Raw genomic sequence first — 17043 nt, forward strand, 5'->3', positions numbered from 1 at the left:
GGTGTATGTGTCCAGGCTCCAGGCCGACCACCTGTTCAAGGTGTTCGGCAGACGACCCGACGAAGCCGTCCGCAAACTCGCCGAAGCCGGCGCCGACCGTGACGCCCTGCGCGCCGACGGCACCACGGCGGCCGTGATCGACGCCTCGTTCACGGTCGAATCCGGCCAGATCTTCGTCGTCATGGGTCTCTCGGGGTCCGGCAAGTCCACCCTCCTGCGGATGCTGAACGGCCTGCTCGCCCCCACCGCGGGCCGCGTCCTCTTCGACGGCCGCGACCTCACCGCGCTCTCCCCCCGCGAGCTGCGCGAGGTCCGCTCGAAGAAGATCAGCATGGTCTTCCAGCACTTCGCCCTCTTCCCGCACCGCAGCGTCCTCGAGAACGCCGCCTACGGCCTGGAGGTCCAGGGCGTGCCGCGCGCCGAGCGCGAGAAGCGCGCCGCCGAGGCGCTGGAGCTGTGCGGCCTCGCCGGCTGGGAGAAGTCCTGGCCCGACGAGCTGTCCGGCGGCATGCAGCAGCGCGTCGGCCTCGCCCGCGCGCTCGCCACCGACGCCGACCTGCTCCTCATGGACGAGTCGTTCAGCGCGCTCGACCCGCTGATCCGCCGTGACATGCAGGACCAGTTGCTCGTGCTCCAGCGGAAGCTGAAGAAGACCATCGTCTTCATCACCCACGACCTCAACGAGGCCATGCGCCTCGGCGACCGCATCGCCGTCATGCGCGACGGCCGGATCGTCCAGCTCGGCACCGCCGAGGACATCCTGGTGCGCCCCGCCAACGACTACGTGGCCTCCTTCATCCAGGACGTCGACCGCACCCGGGTGCTCACCGCCGCCGCCGTCATGACCGACGACGCCCTCGCGCCCGGCGACTGCCCGGCCGGCTGCCCCTGCGAGCCCGTCGCCGCCGACACCCCGCTCGCCGAGCTGTGCGCGGTCTCCGCGCGCGCCCCGCACCCGGTGGCCGTCACCGGCGCGGACGGCGCCGTGCTCGGCGTCGTACCGCAGGACAAGCTGCTCGCCGCCATGAGCGGGCTGACCGCCCAGGAGGTGACCGCCGGTGCCTAGGCTCCCCCTCGGCCAGTGGGTCGACAACACCGTCGACTGGCTCCAGGCCCAGTTCTCCTGGCTGTTCGACGCCGTCAGCACCGGCGTCACCGGCCTCTACGACGGCATCGACGCCGTCCTGTCCGCGCCCCAGCCGCTGCTGTTCGCCGGCATCCTCGCCATCGTCGCCTGGTGGCTGCGCGGCCTGACCGCCGGTGCGCTCGCCTTCGCGGGCTTCGCCCTGGTGGACTCCATCGAGCTGTGGGACGACGCCATGTCGACCCTCTCGCTGGTCCTCGTCGCCACCCTCGTCACCCTGGTGATCGCGGTGCCGCTGGGCATCTGGGCGGCCCGCTCCAAGACGGTCAGCGCCGTGCTGCGCCCGGTCCTGGACTTCATGCAGACCATGCCGGCGATGGTCTACCTCATCCCCGGCATCATCTTCTTCGGCGTCGGCGTGGTCCCCGGCATCATCGCCACCATCGTCTTCGCCCTGCCGCCCGGCGTGCGCATGACCGAACTCGGCATCCGCCAGGTCGACGGCGAACTCGTCGAAGCCGCCGAGGCCTTCGGCACCACCCCGCGCAACACCCTGCTGCGCGTCCAGCTGCCGCTCGCGCTGCCCACCATCATGGCCGGCGTCAACCAGGTGATCATGCTCGGCCTGTCCATGGTCGTCATCGCCGGCATGGTCGGCGGCGGCGGACTCGGCGGCGCCGTCTACCGCGCCATCGGCAACGTCGACATCGGCCTCGGCTTCGAGGCGGGCATCTCGATCGTCATCCTCGCCATGTACCTCGACCGGATGACCGGCGCGCTGGGCCGCCAGGTCTCCCCGCTCGGCCGCCGCGCCGCCGCCAAGGCCCGCGCCGCGCGCGCCGCCCGGGCCGGCGCCAAGGTCTGGGGCCACCGCCCGCAGCCCGTCACCGCCCTCGTCGGCGTCGTGATCCTCGCCCTCGTGGCGGGCGGCATGGGCTTCCTCGGCGGCAGCGGCGGCTCCTCCACCACCGCCTCGGGACCGAACTCCGGCCACGGCAAGAAGATCAGCCTCGGCTACATCCCCTGGGACGAGGGCATCGCCTCCACCTTCCTCTGGAAGGAGCTCCTGGAGCGCCGCGGCTACGAGGTCGACGTCAAGCAGCTGGAGGCCGGCGCCCTCTACACCGGTCTCGCCGGCGGCCAGATCGACTTCCAGACGGATTCCTGGCTGCCCGTCACCCACGCCCAGTACTGGGAGAAGTACCGGAACAAGCTGGAGGACCTCGGCTCCTGGTACGGCCCCACCTCGCTGGAGCTCACCGTCCCCTCGTACATGAAGGACGTGAACAGCCTCGCCGACCTCAAGGGCAAGGCCGGGCGGTTCAAGGGCCGGATCGTCGGCATCGAGCCGAGCGCCGGAATGATGGGCATCCTCAAGGACAAGGTCCTCCGGGACTACGGCCTGGAGGGCGAGTACAAGGTCGTCGACGGCTCCACGCCCGGCATGCTCGCCGAGCTCAAGCGCGCCTACGACAAGAAGGAGCCCATCGCGGTCACCCTCTGGTCCCCGCACTGGGCCTACTCGACCTACGACCTGAAGAAGCTGAAGGACCCCGAGGGCAGCTGGGGCAAGGGCGACGGCGTGCACACCCTGGCCCGCAAGGGCTTCGCCGCCGAGAACCCCGAGGTCGGCGGCTGGCTGAAGGACTTCAAGCTGAGCGAGAAGGAGCTCACCGGCCTGGAGGCGGTCATCCAGGAGACCGGCAAGGGCAAGGAGCAGGACGCCGTCCGCACCTGGCTCGACCGGAACCCGGGCATGGCGGAGCGCCTCGCACCGCAGTGATCGGTTCGGACCGATAGGTCCCACTCCGTTCCGAACAGGGGCGGTCGCCGAGCGTGTTCGGCGACCGCCCCTTTTCGCCACGACGCGAAACCCCGCCCCAAAGCTGCGTAAGGTGCAGGTAACCGACCGGTACGAGCACCCGCACCACCACACGCACGAGACACACGAGGGAGGGGTCGACATGGACGACAAGGAGTCGTTGCGCGTGGGCGCGGCCGTCAAGCGGCGCCGCCGCGCGCTCCAGCTCACCCTGGCCGTCGTCGCGCGGCGCAGCGGCCTGTCCGTGCCCTTCCTCAGCCAGGTCGAGAACGAACGGGCCCGCCCCAGCGACCGCTCCCTCCAGCTCGTCGCCGAGGCCCTGGAGACCACCGCCGCCGAACTCCTCGCCGCCGCCGAGGCCGCCCGCACGGTCGACGTGGTCCGCGCCGACGAGGAGCTGTGGGACATGCCCCCGGGCGTGCGGCCCCTGGTCCGCGGCCGGCACCAGCTGCAGGCCCTGGAGTGCACGGGCGAACAGGACGCCGGACGCGAATTCCTGCACCGCAACGACGAGTTGCTGTACGTCGCCGACGGCTCCGCCGAGGTCGAGGCGGAGGGCCGCGCCTACCGCCTGGAGCGCGGCGACACCCTCTACCTGTCCGGTGGCGTCCGGCACCGCTGGCGGGCCACCGCCCCCGCCACGCGCCTGGTCTTCGTCTCCGTCGCCGACCACGTCGAAGCGACCGAGGAATAGGCGCCGGGGCGGACATGCGCGTGCGGGTCGTCTCCCTGGTGCCCTCGCTCACCGAGGCCGTCGCCGTCTCGGCGCCGCCCGGCACCCTCGTCGGCGTCACCGACTGGTGCAGCCACCCGGCGGACCTCGGCGACGCGGTGCGCGTCGGCGGCACCAAGAACCCGGACGTGGCCGCCGTCGCCGCCCTCCGGCCCGACCTGGTCCTCGCCAACGAGGAGGAGAACCGGGCGCCCGACCTGGACGCGCTGCGGGCCGCCGGACTCGACGTCCTCGTCACCGAGGTCCGGGACCTCGCCCAGGCCTTCGGCGAGCTGGAACGGGTGCTCCGGGCCTGCGGCGTACCCGACCGGCCCGGCTGGCTGGACGCCGCCGAAGCCGCCTGGACCGGCCTGCGGCCGTACGGGCCGCCGCGCACCGCCGTCGTCCCCGTCTGGCGCCGGCCCTGGATGGTCCTCGGCCGCGACACCTTCGCCGGCGACCTGCTGCACCGCCTCGGCGTGCGCAACCTCTACGCCGGCCACCCCGAGCGCTACCCGCGGGTGCCGCTCGACGAGCTCGGGGCCGCCGCGCCCGAGCTCGTGGTGCTGCCCGACGAGCCCTACCGCTTCACCCGCGAGGACGGTCCCGAGGCCTTCCCCGGCATCCCGGCCGCGCTCGTCTCCGGACGCCACCTCACCTGGTACGGGCCGTCGCTCGCCGAGGCGCCCCGGGTGCTGCGAGCAGCGCTCCGCTCAGCAGTCCGCGGGCCGTCCTGAACCAGGCGAACAGCCAGGCCGCCACGAGCAGGGCGTACAGCCCGACCGCCAGCCAGCGGAAGACGGCGAGACCGGTGTGCCGGGCCAGGCCCTCCGCGCCCGTCACGCAGGTGCCGACGGGGAACGTGAAGGCCCAGAAGGTCATCGCGAACCCCATGCCCTGCCGCCGGGCCCGCAGCACCAGCGCGCCCGCCAGCGCCAGCCACAGCAGCGCGAAACCCGTCACCGGCACCCCGTACAGCACCGCGAACGCGGTGAAGCCGGAGGCGTACGGGGCGGGCAGCAGGCCCGGCGCGGCGTCGGCGAAGGCGTTCGCGGCGGTCGTGGACTGGCCCAGCGGGCCGAGCACCAGGAACAGCGTCGGGGTCAGGGCGAGGGGCAGCGGGCCGCCGGTCACCAGCCGGCCGAAGACCAGCGGCAGCATCACCAGGGTCGCCAGCAGGCTGATCCCGAACATCGCGTGGCAGGCCAGCAGGAGCGTGGCCCGGGCCTCGACCCCGGGCAGATGGGGGAGCAGCAGCGGGCCGAGCGCGGCCGACACCATCGGGGCCACCACCGGCAGCAGCCACACCGGCGACGCCGCCTCGGTCCGGTGCCGGGCCACCATCAGATACGGCACCGCCACCGCGGCGGCCAGGCCGATCACCGTGCCCGCCGTGAACAGCACCGCGTCCAGGGCGACGGCGGCCGGCGTCCCGATCCAGTCCCGGCCCACCACCAGCGCCCCGCCGCCGACCGCGAGCAGCGCCATGGCCAGACAGCCGTAGAAGGGCGCCACCGCCGGGTCCAGGAGGTGGGCCCGCGCCTGGTCCCGGTGGTGCGTCCAGTGCAGCGCCCGCGCGGCCAGCAGGACGAGCAGCATGGCGAGCGCGAGCGCCCAGACCAGCGTGCAGGCCGTGCGCAGACCGGGCACCGGCACCGGGAGCGCGGCGCCGGCCGTCGCGACGACGGAGGTGCCCATCACCGAGGCGTACCAGTGGGGTCCGAGGTGACGGACCGCGGTCCAGCGGGGCCGGGGGGTGGCGGCGCCGGGGACGGGTCGAGCGGGAGCGAGTGTTGCCATGGCTCCACCCTCGGCCGCGATCACGGCCCCCACCAGGGACGTCGTGACTATGAGGCCATAAGCTGGGTTTATGAGCAGTGTGCCCCCTCCGCCGACCCCGGGTGACGTTCCCCCCGCCCTCCTCTCCCACCGGGTCCCCGACCTCGGTGCGCTGGAGCTCCTGCTCGCCGTCGCCCGGCACGGCAGCCTCGGCCGGGCCGCCCGCGAGGTGGGCATCACCCAGCCCGCGGCGAGCAGCCGGATCCGCTCCATGGAGCGCGTCCTCGGCGTCGCCCTGGTCGACCGCTCGCCCCGCGGCTCCCGGCTCACCGACGCGGGCGCGCTCGTGACCGACTGGGCGCGCCGGATCGTCGAGGCGGCGGAGGCCTTCGACGCGGGCGTGCAGGCGCTGCGCGGCCGGCGGGACTCGCGGCTGCGGGTCGCCGCCTCCATGACCATCGCCGAGTACCTGCTGCCGGGCTGGCTCATCGCGCTGCGCGCGGAGCGCCCCGACACGGCCGTCTCCCTCCAGGCAGGGAACTCCGCGGCCGTTGCCGAACGCCTCCTCGGAGGGGACGCCGACCTCGGCTTCGTGGAGGGCCTCGCCGTGCCCGAGGGCCTGGACGGCGCCGTCGTCGCCCACGACCGGCTCGCCGTCGTCACCGCGCCCTCCCATCCGTGGGCGCGGCGGCGCGCGCCCCTGGACCCGGCGGAGCTGGCGGCGACGCCGCTGGTCCTGCGGGAGCGGGGCTCCGGCACCCGGCAGGTCCTCGACGCGGCCCTGGCCGCGCACGGCGGCCTGGCCCGGCCGCTCCTCGAACTCGCCTCCACGACGGCGGTGAAGGCGGCGGCGGTGAGCGGCGCGGGCCCGGCCGTGCTCAGCGAGCTGGCCGTCGCCGAGGAGCTGGCCTCCCACCGCCTGGTCGCCGTCCCGGTCGCCGGCACCCTGCTGCGCCGCGACCTCCGCGCGGTCTGGCCGTCCGGCCACCGCCCGACGGGCCCGGCGCGCGACCTGCTGTCGCTGACCAGGGCCCGGCCGGCGGGCTGAGGCCGCCGGCGGCCCCAGGCTGCCGCCGGGTCCCGCGCCGCCGAGTGCCGTGTCGCCCTACGAGGCCCCGGCGCTCCGGTGCGTCACCCGGCCGTCCACCGTCGTCAGGACCACGGGCACGTCCGCCAGTTCCGTGGCCGGCGTCGTCAGCGGGTCGGCGCCCAGGGCCGTCAGGTCCGCCCGGTGGCCGACCGCGAGGCGGCCCGCCTCATGCTCCTCGCCGGCCGCGAAGGCCGCGTTGACCGTGACGGCCCGCAGTGCCTCGAGGGCGGTGAGCGCCTGGCCGGGGTTGTGCGGGGGCTGGGTCAGGTCGTGCGTGGGGCGGCGGTGGCGGGCGCCTGCCATGACGCCGAGGGGCGGGAAGGGCGCGATCGGCCAGTCGGAGCCCAGGACGACGGTGGCGCCCGCGTCCCACAGGTCGCGGCAGCGCCACGCGCGCGAGGCGCGTTCCTCGCCGAGCCGGCGGGACCAGTTGTCGGTGTGGTCGGCGCGGGTGAAGTCGCAGCAGTGGGTGGGCTGCATGGAGGCGATCACGCCCAGCTCGGCGAAGCGGCGCAGGGTGTCGTCGGGGACGGTCTCGATGTGCTCGACGCGGTGCCGGACCCGCGGCCCCGCGGCCGCCGCCTTCGCGACGGCGTCGAGCGCGTGCCGTACCGCCGCGTCGCCGATCGCGTGGGTGGCGGTGGGCACGCCCGCGCGGTGCAGTTCGCCGATGATCGCGGTGTACGCCTCGGGGTCGGGCCAGAACGCGTGGCGGGACTCGCCGTGGCAGTCGGGGCGCTCCAGCCACGCCGTGCCGTTGTCGATGGTGCCGTCCATGAAGAGCTTGACGCCGTCCACCCGCCACAGCGCGCCGCCAGTGCCCTGCTGCTCGATCAGGGCGCGCACGCCCTCGGCGTCGGTGCCGGGCTGGCACCAGGGCGCGACGCGCAGCCGCAGCGGCAGCTCGCCGGCCGCGTCGAGTTCGGCGAGCAGGGCGAGGCTGTCGCCGTTGGCGTCCATGACGTGGCCGCCGGTGAGTCCGGCCGCCGCCATGGCGCGCAGCGCGGCGGCGAGCCGGTCGCGCTGCTCGGCGCGGGTGGGGCGGGGCGCGATCCGCTCGACCAGTTCGCAGGCCGCGTCCTCCTGGAGCAGCCCGGTCGGCACGCCGTCGGCGTCGCAGACGATCTCGGCGGAGGCCTGGTCGAAGGCGCGCGGGCCGTCGATCCCGGCCAGTTCGAGCGCGCGGCGGCTGGCGAGGGCGGAGTGGGCGTCGAAGAGCAGGAGGAAGGCGGGGACCCCGTCGAGGACCTCGTCGAAGGGGGCGATGCCGACCGGCTCGTCGCCGAACACGTTCGGGTCCAGGCCCCAGCCGAACAGCCAGTCGCCGCGCCCCTGTTCGCGGACCGCGCCGGCCAGTGCGGCGCGGACACCGGCGACGTCGGCGCAGCGGGACAGGTCGAGGCCGTGGGTGAGTTCGGCGCCGGTGACCGGGTGGAGGTGCCCGTCGACGAACCCGGCGGTGAGCACGGCGCCGCCCAGGTCGATCACCTCGGTGTCCGGGCCCGCGAGCGCCCGGATCTCCCGGTCGTCGCCGAGCGCGGCGATCCGGCCGGTGCCGGCGACGGCGAGCGCGGTCTCCGGCAGGAAGGTGCCGCTGCCGGGGTCGAGCAGCCGGGCGGAGGTCAGGACGAGACGGGTGGGCACACGTGCTCCTGGAAGGGGAGTCGGGGAGGGGACCGCGGAGGACCCGGGGGACGGTTCGGGGGAGGGGTACCGGGGGTCAGCGGGGTGCGAGGGCGGGCGGCAGCGCGGCGGCCGTGCGGTCGAGCAGGCCGGGGGCCAGGCCGAGTTCGCGTTCGGCGGTGGTCACCGCCATCCGGCGCACCGCTTCGGGGCGGTTCTCGACGAGGGTGTTGGCGTGGGCGCCGAGCCCGTCGAGGACGACGAGGATCTGGATCGCCGTGACGTGCGGGTCGGGCGTGGTGAACTCGCCGCGCTCCACGCCGTCCCGCAGGAGTCCTTCGAGGCGCCGGTCGTTGGCCAGCTCCTGCTCGTGGACCCGGTCGCGGAGCAGCGGGCGGTAGCGGCTGAGGTGCCGGGCGTTGATCCAGAGCCGGCTGATGTCGTCGTAGGCCGCGCCGTGGGAGAGCGCGAAGTAGCGCGCCAGGTACTCGGTGGGCGTGCCGTCGGGGCGCTCGGCCGGCAGCAGGGCGTCGAGTTCGCCGGTGGCGGCGGTGCCGAAGGCCTCGGCCACCAGGTTCTCGGCCGAGGGGAAGTAGTGGCTGATCAGACCGGGCCGGACGCCGAGGTCCTCGGCGACCCGGCGCAGGGTGACGCACTCCAGTCCTTCGGACAGGGCGACGGCGGCGGCCGCCTCGACGATCTCGGCCCGGCGGGCCTCGGGGGTCTTGCGGATGCGTTTGCGCGGGACGCTTGACGACATGGGGGCGATGCTATTGAGTGTGCGACCAATAAGCAACCAGGTGTGCACGACCCGCTCCCCGGAGGGCCGTATGGCTTCCAGCACCCCCGTCCCCCAGACCCGGTCGGCCGGCGCGCCGGACCGTGACCGGTCCCCGCGGATCGAATCCCACGGCATCGACCACATCCCCGACGACGAACGGCACGGACACCCGCGCGAGCTCTTCTCGATCTGGGCCGCCGCCAACGTCAACTACCTCAGCCTGGTGGTCGGCGGGGCCCTGGTCCTGATGGGTCTCAGCCTCGCCCAGGCCCTCGCCGTGATCGTGATCGGCAATCTGTTCTGGCTGCTCACCGGCGTGCTCGCGGTCTCCGGCCCCGCCGCCGGCGCCCCCAGCGAGGTCATCACCCGGGCCATGTACGGCGTGCGCGGCAACCGCGTGAACAACGCGGTCACCGGTTGGACCATCTCCGTCTGCTACTTCGCGCTCAACCTCGCGGCGGCGGCCGGCGCGGCCTTCGCCCTGGTGGAGAAGACCGGCCTCGCCGCCTCCACCCCGGTCAAGGTCGTGGTCGTGCTCGTCATCGCGGCGGTCACGCTCACCATCGGCGTGTACGGGCACGGGCTCATCGTCCGGCTCTACCTGCCGATCACCCTCGCCCTCGCCGCGGCCTTCGGCGTCGTCGCCTACGCGGTGCTCCTGAAGGCCGACTTCGGCTACGCCCCGGCCGCCCCGCTCGGCGGCACGGAGCTGTGGGCCACCCTGATCGCGGGCGTCACGCTGATCGCCGCCGGCCCGCTCTCGTACACCACCAGCGCCGACTTCTCGCGCTATCTGCCCCGCACCACCTCGCCGGGGGCCGTCATCGGCTGGACCGCGCTCGGCGGCTTCCTGCCCAGCGTCCTGGTCTGCGCGCTCGGCGCGCTCGCCGCCACCGTCGTCGACATGACCGACCCGCAGACCGCGCTGCAGGCCCTGCTGCCGGGCTGGTTCTCGCCGGTCTTCCTGCTCGCCCTGGTGGTCGGCACCATCGCCATCAACGCGATGACCTCGTACAGCGCGGGCCTCGCCCTCCAGGCCGTGGGCCTGCGCATCCCCCGGGCGCGCAGCGTGCTCGTCGACGGCGCGGTCGCCGTCGCCCTCACCCTCTACGCGCTGCTCGTCTCCGACTTCCTGGACACCGTGAGCAACGTGCTCCAGCTGACCGTCGTCCTGCTCGGCCCGGCCATGACCGTCTACGCCGTCGACATCCTGCTGCGCCGGGGCCGCTACGACGGCGCCGCGCTCATGGACGAGAGCCGGAACAGCCCCTTCTGGTTCGCGGCCGGCTTCAACCCCGCCGGGGCCGTCGCGGTGCTCGGCGGCGGCGGCCTCGCGGCGCTGTGCGTGGACACCGCCTACACCGGGCCGGTGGCCGACGCCCTCGGCGGCGTCGACCTGGCCATGCCCGTCGGCATGGCCGCCTCCGGACTGCTCTACGCCCTGGTGTCGCGCGGGCGGCTCAGCGCCTGACGGCCTGATCCACGAGGGCCCGCATCACCCGCGGGTCCTCGCCCATCTCCGGGTGCCACTGGACCCCCAGCACCCAGCCGGGGCCGGGCAGTTCCACCGCCTCCACGGTGCCGTCGTCCGCGTGGGCCGAGGCGACCAGGCCCTTGCCCAGCACGTCGACGCACTGGTGGTGGTAGGTCGGGACCTCGGTGCGCTCCGGGACCACGGCGGCGTAGCGGGTGCCCGGCACCGGGGTCACCGGGTGGCGGCCCATCACGCCGACCGCCTCCGTGTGCCCGTCCAGGTGCTGCACCAGGGTGCCGCCGAGGGCCACGTTGAGCAGCTGCATGCCCCGGCAGATGCCGAGCAGCGGGGTGCCGGCGGCGAGGGCCGCGTCGATCAGCGCCAGCTCCCAGGAGTCCCGGTCCCGGGCCGGCGGCCCGGTGCGCGGGTCGGCCTCGGCGCCGTAGCGCGCCGGCTCCACGTCCGCGCCGCCCGCGACCACCAGGCCGTCGAGCCGCGCCACCGCCTCCGGCGCGGCCGCGGGCTCGTCCGGCGGCAGCAGCGCCGCGAGCCCGCCGGCCGCCTGGACGAGGCGCGGATAGGCCGCCGGCAGCAGCGCCGCCGGCAGGTCCCACACCCCCCACTGGGCCTGGTTGAGATAGGTCGTCACACCGATGAGCGGCCTGTGCACGGGTCTTCCTCCTCGTGGGTACGGGACCGGGGTCAGCGTTCGAGTTCCGCCTCGGCCGCGGCGAGCGCCGCGAACTCCTCCTCGGGCGCCTTCGCCACCAGGTGGTGGCGACTGTAGAACGCGAAGTACGCCAGCGCGATCACGTACACCGCGAGCGCGATGAGGGCCGCCTCCCGGTCCACCAGGAAGGTCGCCACCAGCGCCGACAGGGCGAGCACGAAGGCGACGGAGGAGGTCAGGACGCCGCCCGGGGTGCGGTACGGCCGGGCGAGGCCCGGCTCGCGGCGGCGCAGCACGATGTGCGAGAGCGCCATCAGGGCGTACGAGATGGTGGCGCCGAAGACGGCGATGTTCAGCATCCGGGCGCCGTTGCCGGTGCCCGCGGCCAGCGCGAAGCCGATCGCGCCGGGGATCAGCAGGCCCAGGTAGGGCGACTTGCGGCGGCTGGTCAGGGACAGGAAGCGGGGCAGGTAACCGGCCCGGGACAGCGCGAACAGCTGGCGCGAGCCCGCGTAGATGAGGGAGAAGAAGGAGGCCACCAGGCCGGCGAGGCCCGCGTAGTTCACGAAGCGGCTGAGCGCCGTCGGCTCCCCGTCCCCCTGGAGGGCCACCACCAGCGGGTTGCCCGCCTCCTGGATCGCGGCCGAGCCGCGCGCCCCGGTCGCCGCGAAGAAGGTGACCACGGCGAGCAGCACCAGGACGCCCATGGACAGGGCGAGCGCCCTGGGCATCGAGCGCACCGGGTCCTTGGCCTCCTCGGCGGCCAGCGGGACGCCCTCGACGCCCAGGAAGAACCACATGCCGAAGGGGAAGGCGGCCCAGATGCCGAGCAGGCCGAAGGGCAGCCAGGAGCTGGAGCCGGTGGCCGTCGGGTCGGCCGGGATGTCGTCGAGGCCGCTCACGTGGAAGTCGCTGAGCGCGCCCAGCGCGAAGACCAGCAGCGCGGCCACCGCGACGGCGGTGACGATCAGGCTGAAGCGCAGCGCCTCGCCGACGCCCCACAGGTGGATGCCGATGAAGAGGGCGAAGCAGACCAGGTAGACCGGCCAGCCGGACTCCAGGCCGAAGAGCCCGAGCGACTCGACGTAGTCGCCGATGAAGATCGAGATCGCGGCGGGCGCCAGCACGTACTCGATGAGGATCGCGGTGCCGGTGAGGAAGCCGCCCCAGGTCCCGAGCGCGCGCCGGGCGAAGCCGTAGCCGCCGCCCGCGGTGGGCAGGATCGCGGACAGCTCGGCGAGCGAGAAGACCAGACAGGCGTACATCGCGCCCATCAGGACCGTCGCGATGGCGAGCCCGCCGAAGCCGCCCTTCGAGAGGCCGATGTTCCAGCCCGAGAAGTCGCCGGAGACGACGTACGCGACGCCGAGCCCGGTCAGGAGCAGCCAGCCCGCGCTGCCGCGGCGCAGGGTCCGGCGCTCCAGATAGTCGTCCTGTGCCTGGGTGGTGCCTGAGGTGTCTTCCAGCGTCATGGCAGCGGTCAGCTCCCCGCAACGGGCCCAATGGATTGGAGCCATACCTTTGCGTCGCCGGGGTGGGCGGCGCAAGACCCGCGCGTTACTTTCCGGTTACGTGCCCGGTGTCCCGTCACGTCAGGAAGCCGCGCAGCAGCGCCGCCGTGCCCGCGCAGTGCTCCCGCATCACCTCGCGGGCCGCGTCCGCGTCGCCGTCCAGGACCGCCTCCACCAGAGCCTCGTGCTGGTGCTGGGAGTGCTCCAGGTTGCGCACGAGCAGCGGGATGCAGTCGAGCAGGTCGTTGACCGTCGCCCGGACCGCCGCGTACTGCGCCGTCAGGGTCGGCGAGCCGGACAGCTCGGCCAGCGTCAGGTGCAGCAGGGTGTCCTGCCGACGGTAGTCGCCGAGCGGCGCGTCATGGGTCGCCGCCAGTGCCGCCCGCAGCCGCCCCGCGCCCTCCTCGTCCAGGCCGTGCACCGCGCACAGCCCGGCCGCCCCGGTCTCCAGGACCTCCCGGAAGCGCAGCGTGTCCTCCACGTCCACGGCCGCGATCCGGCGCCGCAGCTCCGCCTCGTCGGCGGTCTGCGGGCGCTGCAGCACGAACGTCCCGCCGTACCGCCCGCGCCGGCTCTCCACCAGCCCCTGCTCCTGGAGCACCTTCAGGACCTCCCGCAGCGTGACCCGGCTGATCCCCATCCGGTCGGCCAGCTCCCGCTCGGCCGGCAGGCGCTCCCCGCCGGGCACCAGGCCGAGCCGCACCACCTGCAGGATCTGCTCCAGGGCCTCCTCGAACCCGTTGCCCGCCCGCACCGGCCGCAGCACGGGCGTCAGCCGGTCCGCCGATTCACTCGTACTGGCCACCTCGTCGTTTCCCCTTCCCAAGCAATGGTTCTTCGCAATACCTTATGGCTCCCGGCAGGCCGAAGGAGGAGTAATCCCGTGGCAGACCGCACACCCCCGCTCTCCGTCGACGAGCTCCGCGCGCTCGTCGCGAGCGGCGAGATCGACACCGTCGTCCTGGCCTTCCCCGACATGCAGGGCCGGCTCCAGGGCAAGCGGTTCGCCGCACCGTTCTTCCTCGACGAGGTGCTCGACCACGGCACCGAGGGCTGCAACTATCTTCTGGCCGTCGACACCGAGATGAACACCGTCGACGGCTACGAGATGTCCTCCTGGGACCGCGGCTACGGCGACTTCGCCATGCACCCCGACCTCTCCACCCTGCGCCGCCTCCCCTGGAACGAGGCCACCGCCATGGTGACCGCCGACCTCGCCTGGGAGGACGGCACCCCCGTCGTCGCCGCCCCGCGCCAGATCCTGCGCCACCAGCTCGACCGGCTCGCCGCCCACGGCTACACCGCCCACGTCGGCACCGAACTCGAGTTCATCGTCTTCCGCGACACCTACGAACAGGCCTGGGACGCGAACTACCGCGGACTGACCCCCGCCAACCAGTACAACGTCGACTACTCCGTCCTCGGCACCGGCCGCATCGAACCCCTGCTGCGCCGCATCCGCAACGAGATGACCGGCGCCGGACTCACCGTCGAGTCCGCCAAGGGCGAGTGCAACCCCGGCCAGCACGAGATCGCCTTCAAGTACGCCGAGGCCCTGGTCACCTGCGACCGGCACGCCGTCTACAAGACCGGCGCCAAGGAGATCGCCGCCCAGGAGGGCTGCTCGCTCACCTTCATGGCCAAGTACAACGAGCGCGAGGGCAACTCCTGCCACATCCACCTCTCGCTCCAGGACGCCGACGGCGTCAACGCCATGGCCGGCGACGGGCCCGACGGCATGTCCGAGGTCATGCGCCACTTCCTCGCCGGACAGCTCGCCGCCCTCCGCGACTTCTCCCTGCTCTACGCGCCGAACATCAACTCGTACAAGCGCTTCCAGCCCGGCTCCTTCGCCCCCACCGCCGTCGCCTGGGGCCGCGACAACCGCACCTGCGCCCTGCGCACCGTCGGCCACGGGCGCTCCACCCGCTTCGAGAACCGCCTCCCCGGCGGCGACGTCAACCCCTACCTCGCCGTCGCCGGCATGGTCGCCGCCGGCCTGTACGGCATCGAGCAGCGCCTCGAACTCCCGCCCGCCTGCACCGGCAACGCCTACACCGCCGACTACGCGCACGTCCCCACCACCCTGCGCGAGGCCGCCGAACTCTGGGAGAACAGCGAGATCGCCAAGGCCGCCTTCGGCGCCGAGGTCGTCGCCCACTACCGCAACATGGCGCGCGTCGAACTCGACGCCTACGACGCCGCCGTCACCGACTGGGAACTGCGCCGCTCCTTCGAACGCATGTGAGGACCACCCCCTTGGAACGCACCGAGCTCCAGGTACTGAACCCGGCGACCGAGGAGGTCGTCGCCACCGTCCCCGCCGCCACCGCGGCCGACGTCGACGCCGCCGTCGCCCGCGCCACCGCCGCCCAGACCGCCTGGGCCGCCGCCGCACCCGCCGACCGGGCCCGGCTGCTGCGCCGCTTCGCCGCCGTCGTCGACGCCCACACCGAGGAACTCGCCCTCCTGGAGGTCCGCGAGGCCGGCCACACCCTCGGCAACGCCCGCTGGGAGGCCGGCAACGTCCGAGACCTCCTCGACTACGCGGCCGGCGGCGCCGAGCGCCTCAACGGACGCCAGATCCCCGTCCCCGGCGGCATCGACCTCACGATCCTCGAACCGCTCGGCGTGATCGGCGTCATCGCCCCCTGGAACTTCCCCATGCCGATCGCCGCCTGGGCCACCGCACCCGCCCTCGCCGCCGGCAACTCCGTGATCCTCAAGCCCGCCGAGACCACCCCGCTGACCGCGCTGCGGCTCGCCGAGCTCGCCCTGGAGGCCGGACTGCCCGAGCACCTCTTCCAGGTCCTCCCCGGCGAGGGCCCGGTCGCCGGCGCCGCCCTCGTCGACCACCCCGGCGTCGCCAAGGTCGTCTTCACCGGCTCCACCCGGGTCGGCAAGCAGATCATGGCCAGGGCCGCCGACCAGGTGAAGCGCGTCACCCTCGAACTCGGCGGCAAGAGCCCCAACATCGTCTTCGCCGACGCCGACCTGGAGGCCGCCGCGGCCGCCGCGCCGATGTCCTTCCTCGACAACAGCGGACAGGACTGCTGCGCCCGCACCCGCATCCTCGTCCAGCGCAGCGTCCACGAGCGCTTCCTGGAACTGCTCGCCCCCGCCATCCAGGAGATCGTCGTCGGCGACCCCCTCGACGAACGCACCCAGATGGGGCCGCTGATCTCCCGCGCCCAGCTGGACCGGGTCCGCTCCTACGTCCCCGACACCCTGCCCGGCATCCGCGGCAAGGCCCCCGAGGGCCCCGGCTTCTGGTTCCCGCCCACCCTGCTCACCGGCCTCGCCGAGGACGCCCCCTGCGCCGTCGAGGAGGTCTTCGGACCCGTCGCCGTCGTCCTGCCCTTCGAGGACGAGGCCGACGCCATCCGGCTCGCCAACGCCACCCCGTACGGCCTGTCCGGCTCCATCTGGACCCGCGACGTCGGCCGCGCGCTGCGCGCCTCCCGCGCCGTCCGGGCCGGCAACCTCTCCGTCAACTCCCACTCCAGCGTCCGCTACTGGACCCCCTTCGGCGGCTTCGGCCAGTCCGGCCTCGGCCGGGAGCTGGGCCCCGACGCCCTGACCGCCTTCACCGAAACCAAGAACGTCTTCATCAGCACGGAGGCCTGAGCACCATGAGCACCGAAGAGAACATCTGCCGCCGCCTCGTCGGCCGCACCGCCGTCATCACCGGTGCCGGCAGCGGCATCGGCCTCGCCGCCGCCCGCCGGCTCGCCTCCGAGGGCGCCCACGTCGTCTGCGGCGACATCGACGAGCGGGCCGGCAAGGCCGCCGCCGAAGAGGTCGGCGGCACCTTCGTGAAGGTCGACGTCACCGACCCGGAGGAGGTCGAGAACCTCTTCAAGGTCGCCTTCGACACCTACGGCTCCGTCGACATCGCCTTCAACAACGCCGGCATCTCCCCGCCCGACGACGACTCCATCCTGGAGACCGGACTGGAGGCCTGGAAGCGCGTCCAGGACGTCAACCTCACCTCCGTCTACCTGTGCTGCAAGGCCGCCCTGCCCTACATGCGCCGCCAGGGCCGCGGCTCCATCATCAACACCGCCTCCTTCGTCGCCATCATGGGCGCCGCCACCAGCCAGATCTCCTACACCGCCTCCAAGGGCGGCGTCCTCGCCATGTCCCGCGAGCTCGGCGTGCAGTTCGCCCGCGAGGGCATCCGGGTCAACGCGCTCTGCCCCGGCCCGGTCAACACCCCGCTGCTCCAGGAGCTGTTCGCCAAGGACCCCGAGCGGGCCGCCCGCCGCCTGGTGCACATCCCGGTCGGGCGCTTCGCCGAGGCCGAGGAGATCGCCGCCGCGGTCGCCTTCCTCGCCAGCGACGACTCCTCCTTCGTCAACGCCACCGACTTCCTCGTCGACGGCGGCATCTCCGGCGCGTACGTGACCCCCCTCTAGACCTCCGGTCCTCTGACCTCCGGACCTCCGGCCTCCAGACCTCGCCGAAGCCGCCCCCCCATCCCCACCCCCACACCCC

At 73.8% G+C, this 17043-nt stretch carries 15 protein-coding genes; 9 read left to right on the forward strand and 6 right to left on the reverse strand.

Features of this window, described 5'->3' with window-relative positions; all coding sequences use genetic code 11:
- The first annotated feature begins 7 nt into the window (after window positions 1-7).
- The 4 genes from ACIGW2_RS21600 (at window position 8) to ACIGW2_RS21615 (ending at window position 4355) form a co-directional block, all read left to right on the forward strand.
- Window positions 8-1066, forward strand: coding sequence for a glycine betaine/L-proline ABC transporter ATP-binding protein (locus tag ACIGW2_RS21600; RefSeq protein WP_361580143.1), 1059 nt, complete (start codon window positions 8-10; stop codon window positions 1064-1066).
- Window positions 1059-2867 (forward strand): ABC transporter permease/substrate binding protein, encoded by a 1809-nt coding sequence (locus ACIGW2_RS21605; protein ID WP_391653864.1) that lies wholly within the window; start codon window positions 1059-1061, stop codon window positions 2865-2867. Before ACIGW2_RS21600 ends, ACIGW2_RS21605 begins: the two co-directional genes overlap by 8 nt.
- 181 nt (window positions 2868-3048) lie before the next feature.
- Entirely contained in the window at window positions 3049-3600 is a 552-nt protein-coding gene (locus ACIGW2_RS21610; RefSeq protein ID WP_392174154.1) for a helix-turn-helix domain-containing protein, read from the forward strand.
- Between the two features lie 14 nt (window positions 3601-3614).
- The gene (locus ACIGW2_RS21615; RefSeq protein ID WP_399845154.1) at window positions 3615-4355 is read left to right on the forward strand and encodes a helical backbone metal receptor; all 741 of its coding nucleotides are present in this window, start codon (window positions 3615-3617) and stop codon (window positions 4353-4355) included.
- On the opposite strand, the gene ACIGW2_RS21620 is transcribed toward ACIGW2_RS21615, so the two are convergent.
- A complete protein-coding gene (locus tag ACIGW2_RS21620; RefSeq protein ID WP_399845157.1) occupies window positions 4273-5418 on the reverse strand; it encodes a TDT family transporter in 1146 nt (381 codons plus the stop codon). The two genes, ACIGW2_RS21615 and ACIGW2_RS21620, sit on opposite strands and share 83 nt — an antisense overlap.
- A 70-nt stretch (window positions 5419-5488) precedes the next feature.
- Here ACIGW2_RS21620 and ACIGW2_RS21625 point away from each other — a divergent pair, with 70 nt between their 5' ends.
- The gene (locus ACIGW2_RS21625) at window positions 5489-6445 is read left to right on the forward strand and encodes a LysR family transcriptional regulator (protein ID WP_391653860.1); all 957 of its coding nucleotides are present in this window, start codon (window positions 5489-5491) and stop codon (window positions 6443-6445) included.
- A gap of 57 nt (window positions 6446-6502) precedes the next feature.
- On the opposite strand, the gene ACIGW2_RS21630 is transcribed toward ACIGW2_RS21625, so the two are convergent.
- Complete coding sequence (locus ACIGW2_RS21630; RefSeq protein WP_399845161.1) at window positions 6503-8131, reverse strand: amidohydrolase; 1629 nt, start codon at window positions 8129-8131, stop codon at window positions 6503-6505.
- Window positions 8132-8207: 76 nt separating this feature from the next.
- Entirely contained in the window at window positions 8208-8870 is a 663-nt protein-coding gene (locus tag ACIGW2_RS21635) for a TetR/AcrR family transcriptional regulator (protein WP_399845164.1), read from the reverse strand.
- A gap of 70 nt (window positions 8871-8940) precedes the next feature.
- Between ACIGW2_RS21635 and ACIGW2_RS21640 the strand changes: the two genes are divergently transcribed.
- Window positions 8941-10362, forward strand: a complete 1422-nt coding sequence (locus ACIGW2_RS21640) for a purine-cytosine permease family protein (RefSeq protein ID WP_399845167.1) — start codon at window positions 8941-8943, stop codon at window positions 10360-10362.
- Here ACIGW2_RS21640 and ACIGW2_RS21645 read toward each other — a convergent pair.
- The 3 genes from ACIGW2_RS21645 to ACIGW2_RS21655 all read right to left on the reverse strand — a co-directional run bounded on the left by ACIGW2_RS21645 (window position 10352) and on the right by ACIGW2_RS21655 (window position 13351).
- A complete protein-coding gene (locus ACIGW2_RS21645; protein ID WP_399845169.1) occupies window positions 10352-11035 on the reverse strand; it encodes a gamma-glutamyl-gamma-aminobutyrate hydrolase family protein in 684 nt (227 codons plus the stop codon). The genes ACIGW2_RS21640 and ACIGW2_RS21645 overlap by 11 nt on opposite strands.
- A 32-nt stretch (window positions 11036-11067) precedes the next feature.
- A complete protein-coding gene (gene eat, locus ACIGW2_RS21650; protein ID WP_391653855.1) occupies window positions 11068-12507 on the reverse strand; it encodes an ethanolamine permease in 1440 nt (479 codons plus the stop codon).
- Window positions 12508-12622: 115 nt separating this feature from the next.
- Window positions 12623-13351, reverse strand: a complete 729-nt coding sequence (locus tag ACIGW2_RS21655) for an FCD domain-containing protein (RefSeq protein WP_361580121.1) — start codon at window positions 13349-13351, stop codon at window positions 12623-12625.
- 78 nt (window positions 13352-13429) lie between these two features.
- Between ACIGW2_RS21655 and ACIGW2_RS21660 the strand changes: the two genes are divergently transcribed.
- The 3 genes from ACIGW2_RS21660 to ACIGW2_RS21670 are packed head-to-tail and all read left to right on the forward strand — an operon-like array spanning window position 13430 to window position 16964.
- The gene (locus ACIGW2_RS21660; RefSeq protein WP_361580119.1) at window positions 13430-14794 is read left to right on the forward strand and encodes a glutamine synthetase family protein; all 1365 of its coding nucleotides are present in this window, start codon (window positions 13430-13432) and stop codon (window positions 14792-14794) included.
- Window positions 14761-16173: an aldehyde dehydrogenase family protein gene (locus tag ACIGW2_RS21665; RefSeq protein WP_399845392.1), complete on the forward strand. Its 1413-nt coding sequence runs from the start codon at window positions 14761-14763 to the stop codon at window positions 16171-16173. The genes ACIGW2_RS21660 and ACIGW2_RS21665 overlap by 34 nt, the downstream gene beginning before the upstream one ends.
- Window positions 16174-16178: 5 nt before the next feature.
- The gene (locus ACIGW2_RS21670) at window positions 16179-16964 is read left to right on the forward strand and encodes a 3-oxoacyl-ACP reductase (RefSeq protein ID WP_361580115.1); all 786 of its coding nucleotides are present in this window, start codon (window positions 16179-16181) and stop codon (window positions 16962-16964) included.
- The last annotated feature ends 79 nt before the right edge of the window (window positions 16965-17043 follow it).

Origin of the sequence: Streptomyces sp. NPDC053541, assembly GCF_044544705.1 — a bacterium.
Classification (GTDB): domain Bacteria; phylum Actinomycetota; class Actinomycetes; order Streptomycetales; family Streptomycetaceae; genus Streptomyces.

Bases quoted from the DNA above. Each gene is read 5' to 3' on its own strand.
- eat (WP_391653855.1), bottom strand. From the start codon at position 12,507: ATGACGCTGGAAGACACCTCAGGCACCACCCAGGCACAGGACGACTAT.
- ACIGW2_RS21635 (WP_399845164.1), bottom strand. From the start codon at position 8,870: ATGTCGTCAAGCGTCCCGCGCAAACGCATCCGCAAGACCCCCGAGGCC.
- ACIGW2_RS21670 (WP_361580115.1), top strand. From the start codon at position 16,179: ATGAGCACCGAAGAGAACATCTGCCGCCGCCTCGTCGGCCGCACCGCC.
- ACIGW2_RS21625 (WP_391653860.1), top strand. From the start codon at position 5,489: ATGAGCAGTGTGCCCCCTCCGCCGACCCCGGGTGACGTTCCCCCCGCC.
- ACIGW2_RS21610 (WP_392174154.1), top strand. From the start codon at position 3,049: ATGGACGACAAGGAGTCGTTGCGCGTGGGCGCGGCCGTCAAGCGGCGC.
- ACIGW2_RS21620 (WP_399845157.1), bottom strand. From the start codon at position 5,418: ATGGCAACACTCGCTCCCGCTCGACCCGTCCCCGGCGCCGCCACCCCC.
- ACIGW2_RS21640 (WP_399845167.1), top strand. From the start codon at position 8,941: ATGGCTTCCAGCACCCCCGTCCCCCAGACCCGGTCGGCCGGCGCGCCG.
- ACIGW2_RS21615 (WP_399845154.1), top strand. From the start codon at position 3,615: ATGCGCGTGCGGGTCGTCTCCCTGGTGCCCTCGCTCACCGAGGCCGTC.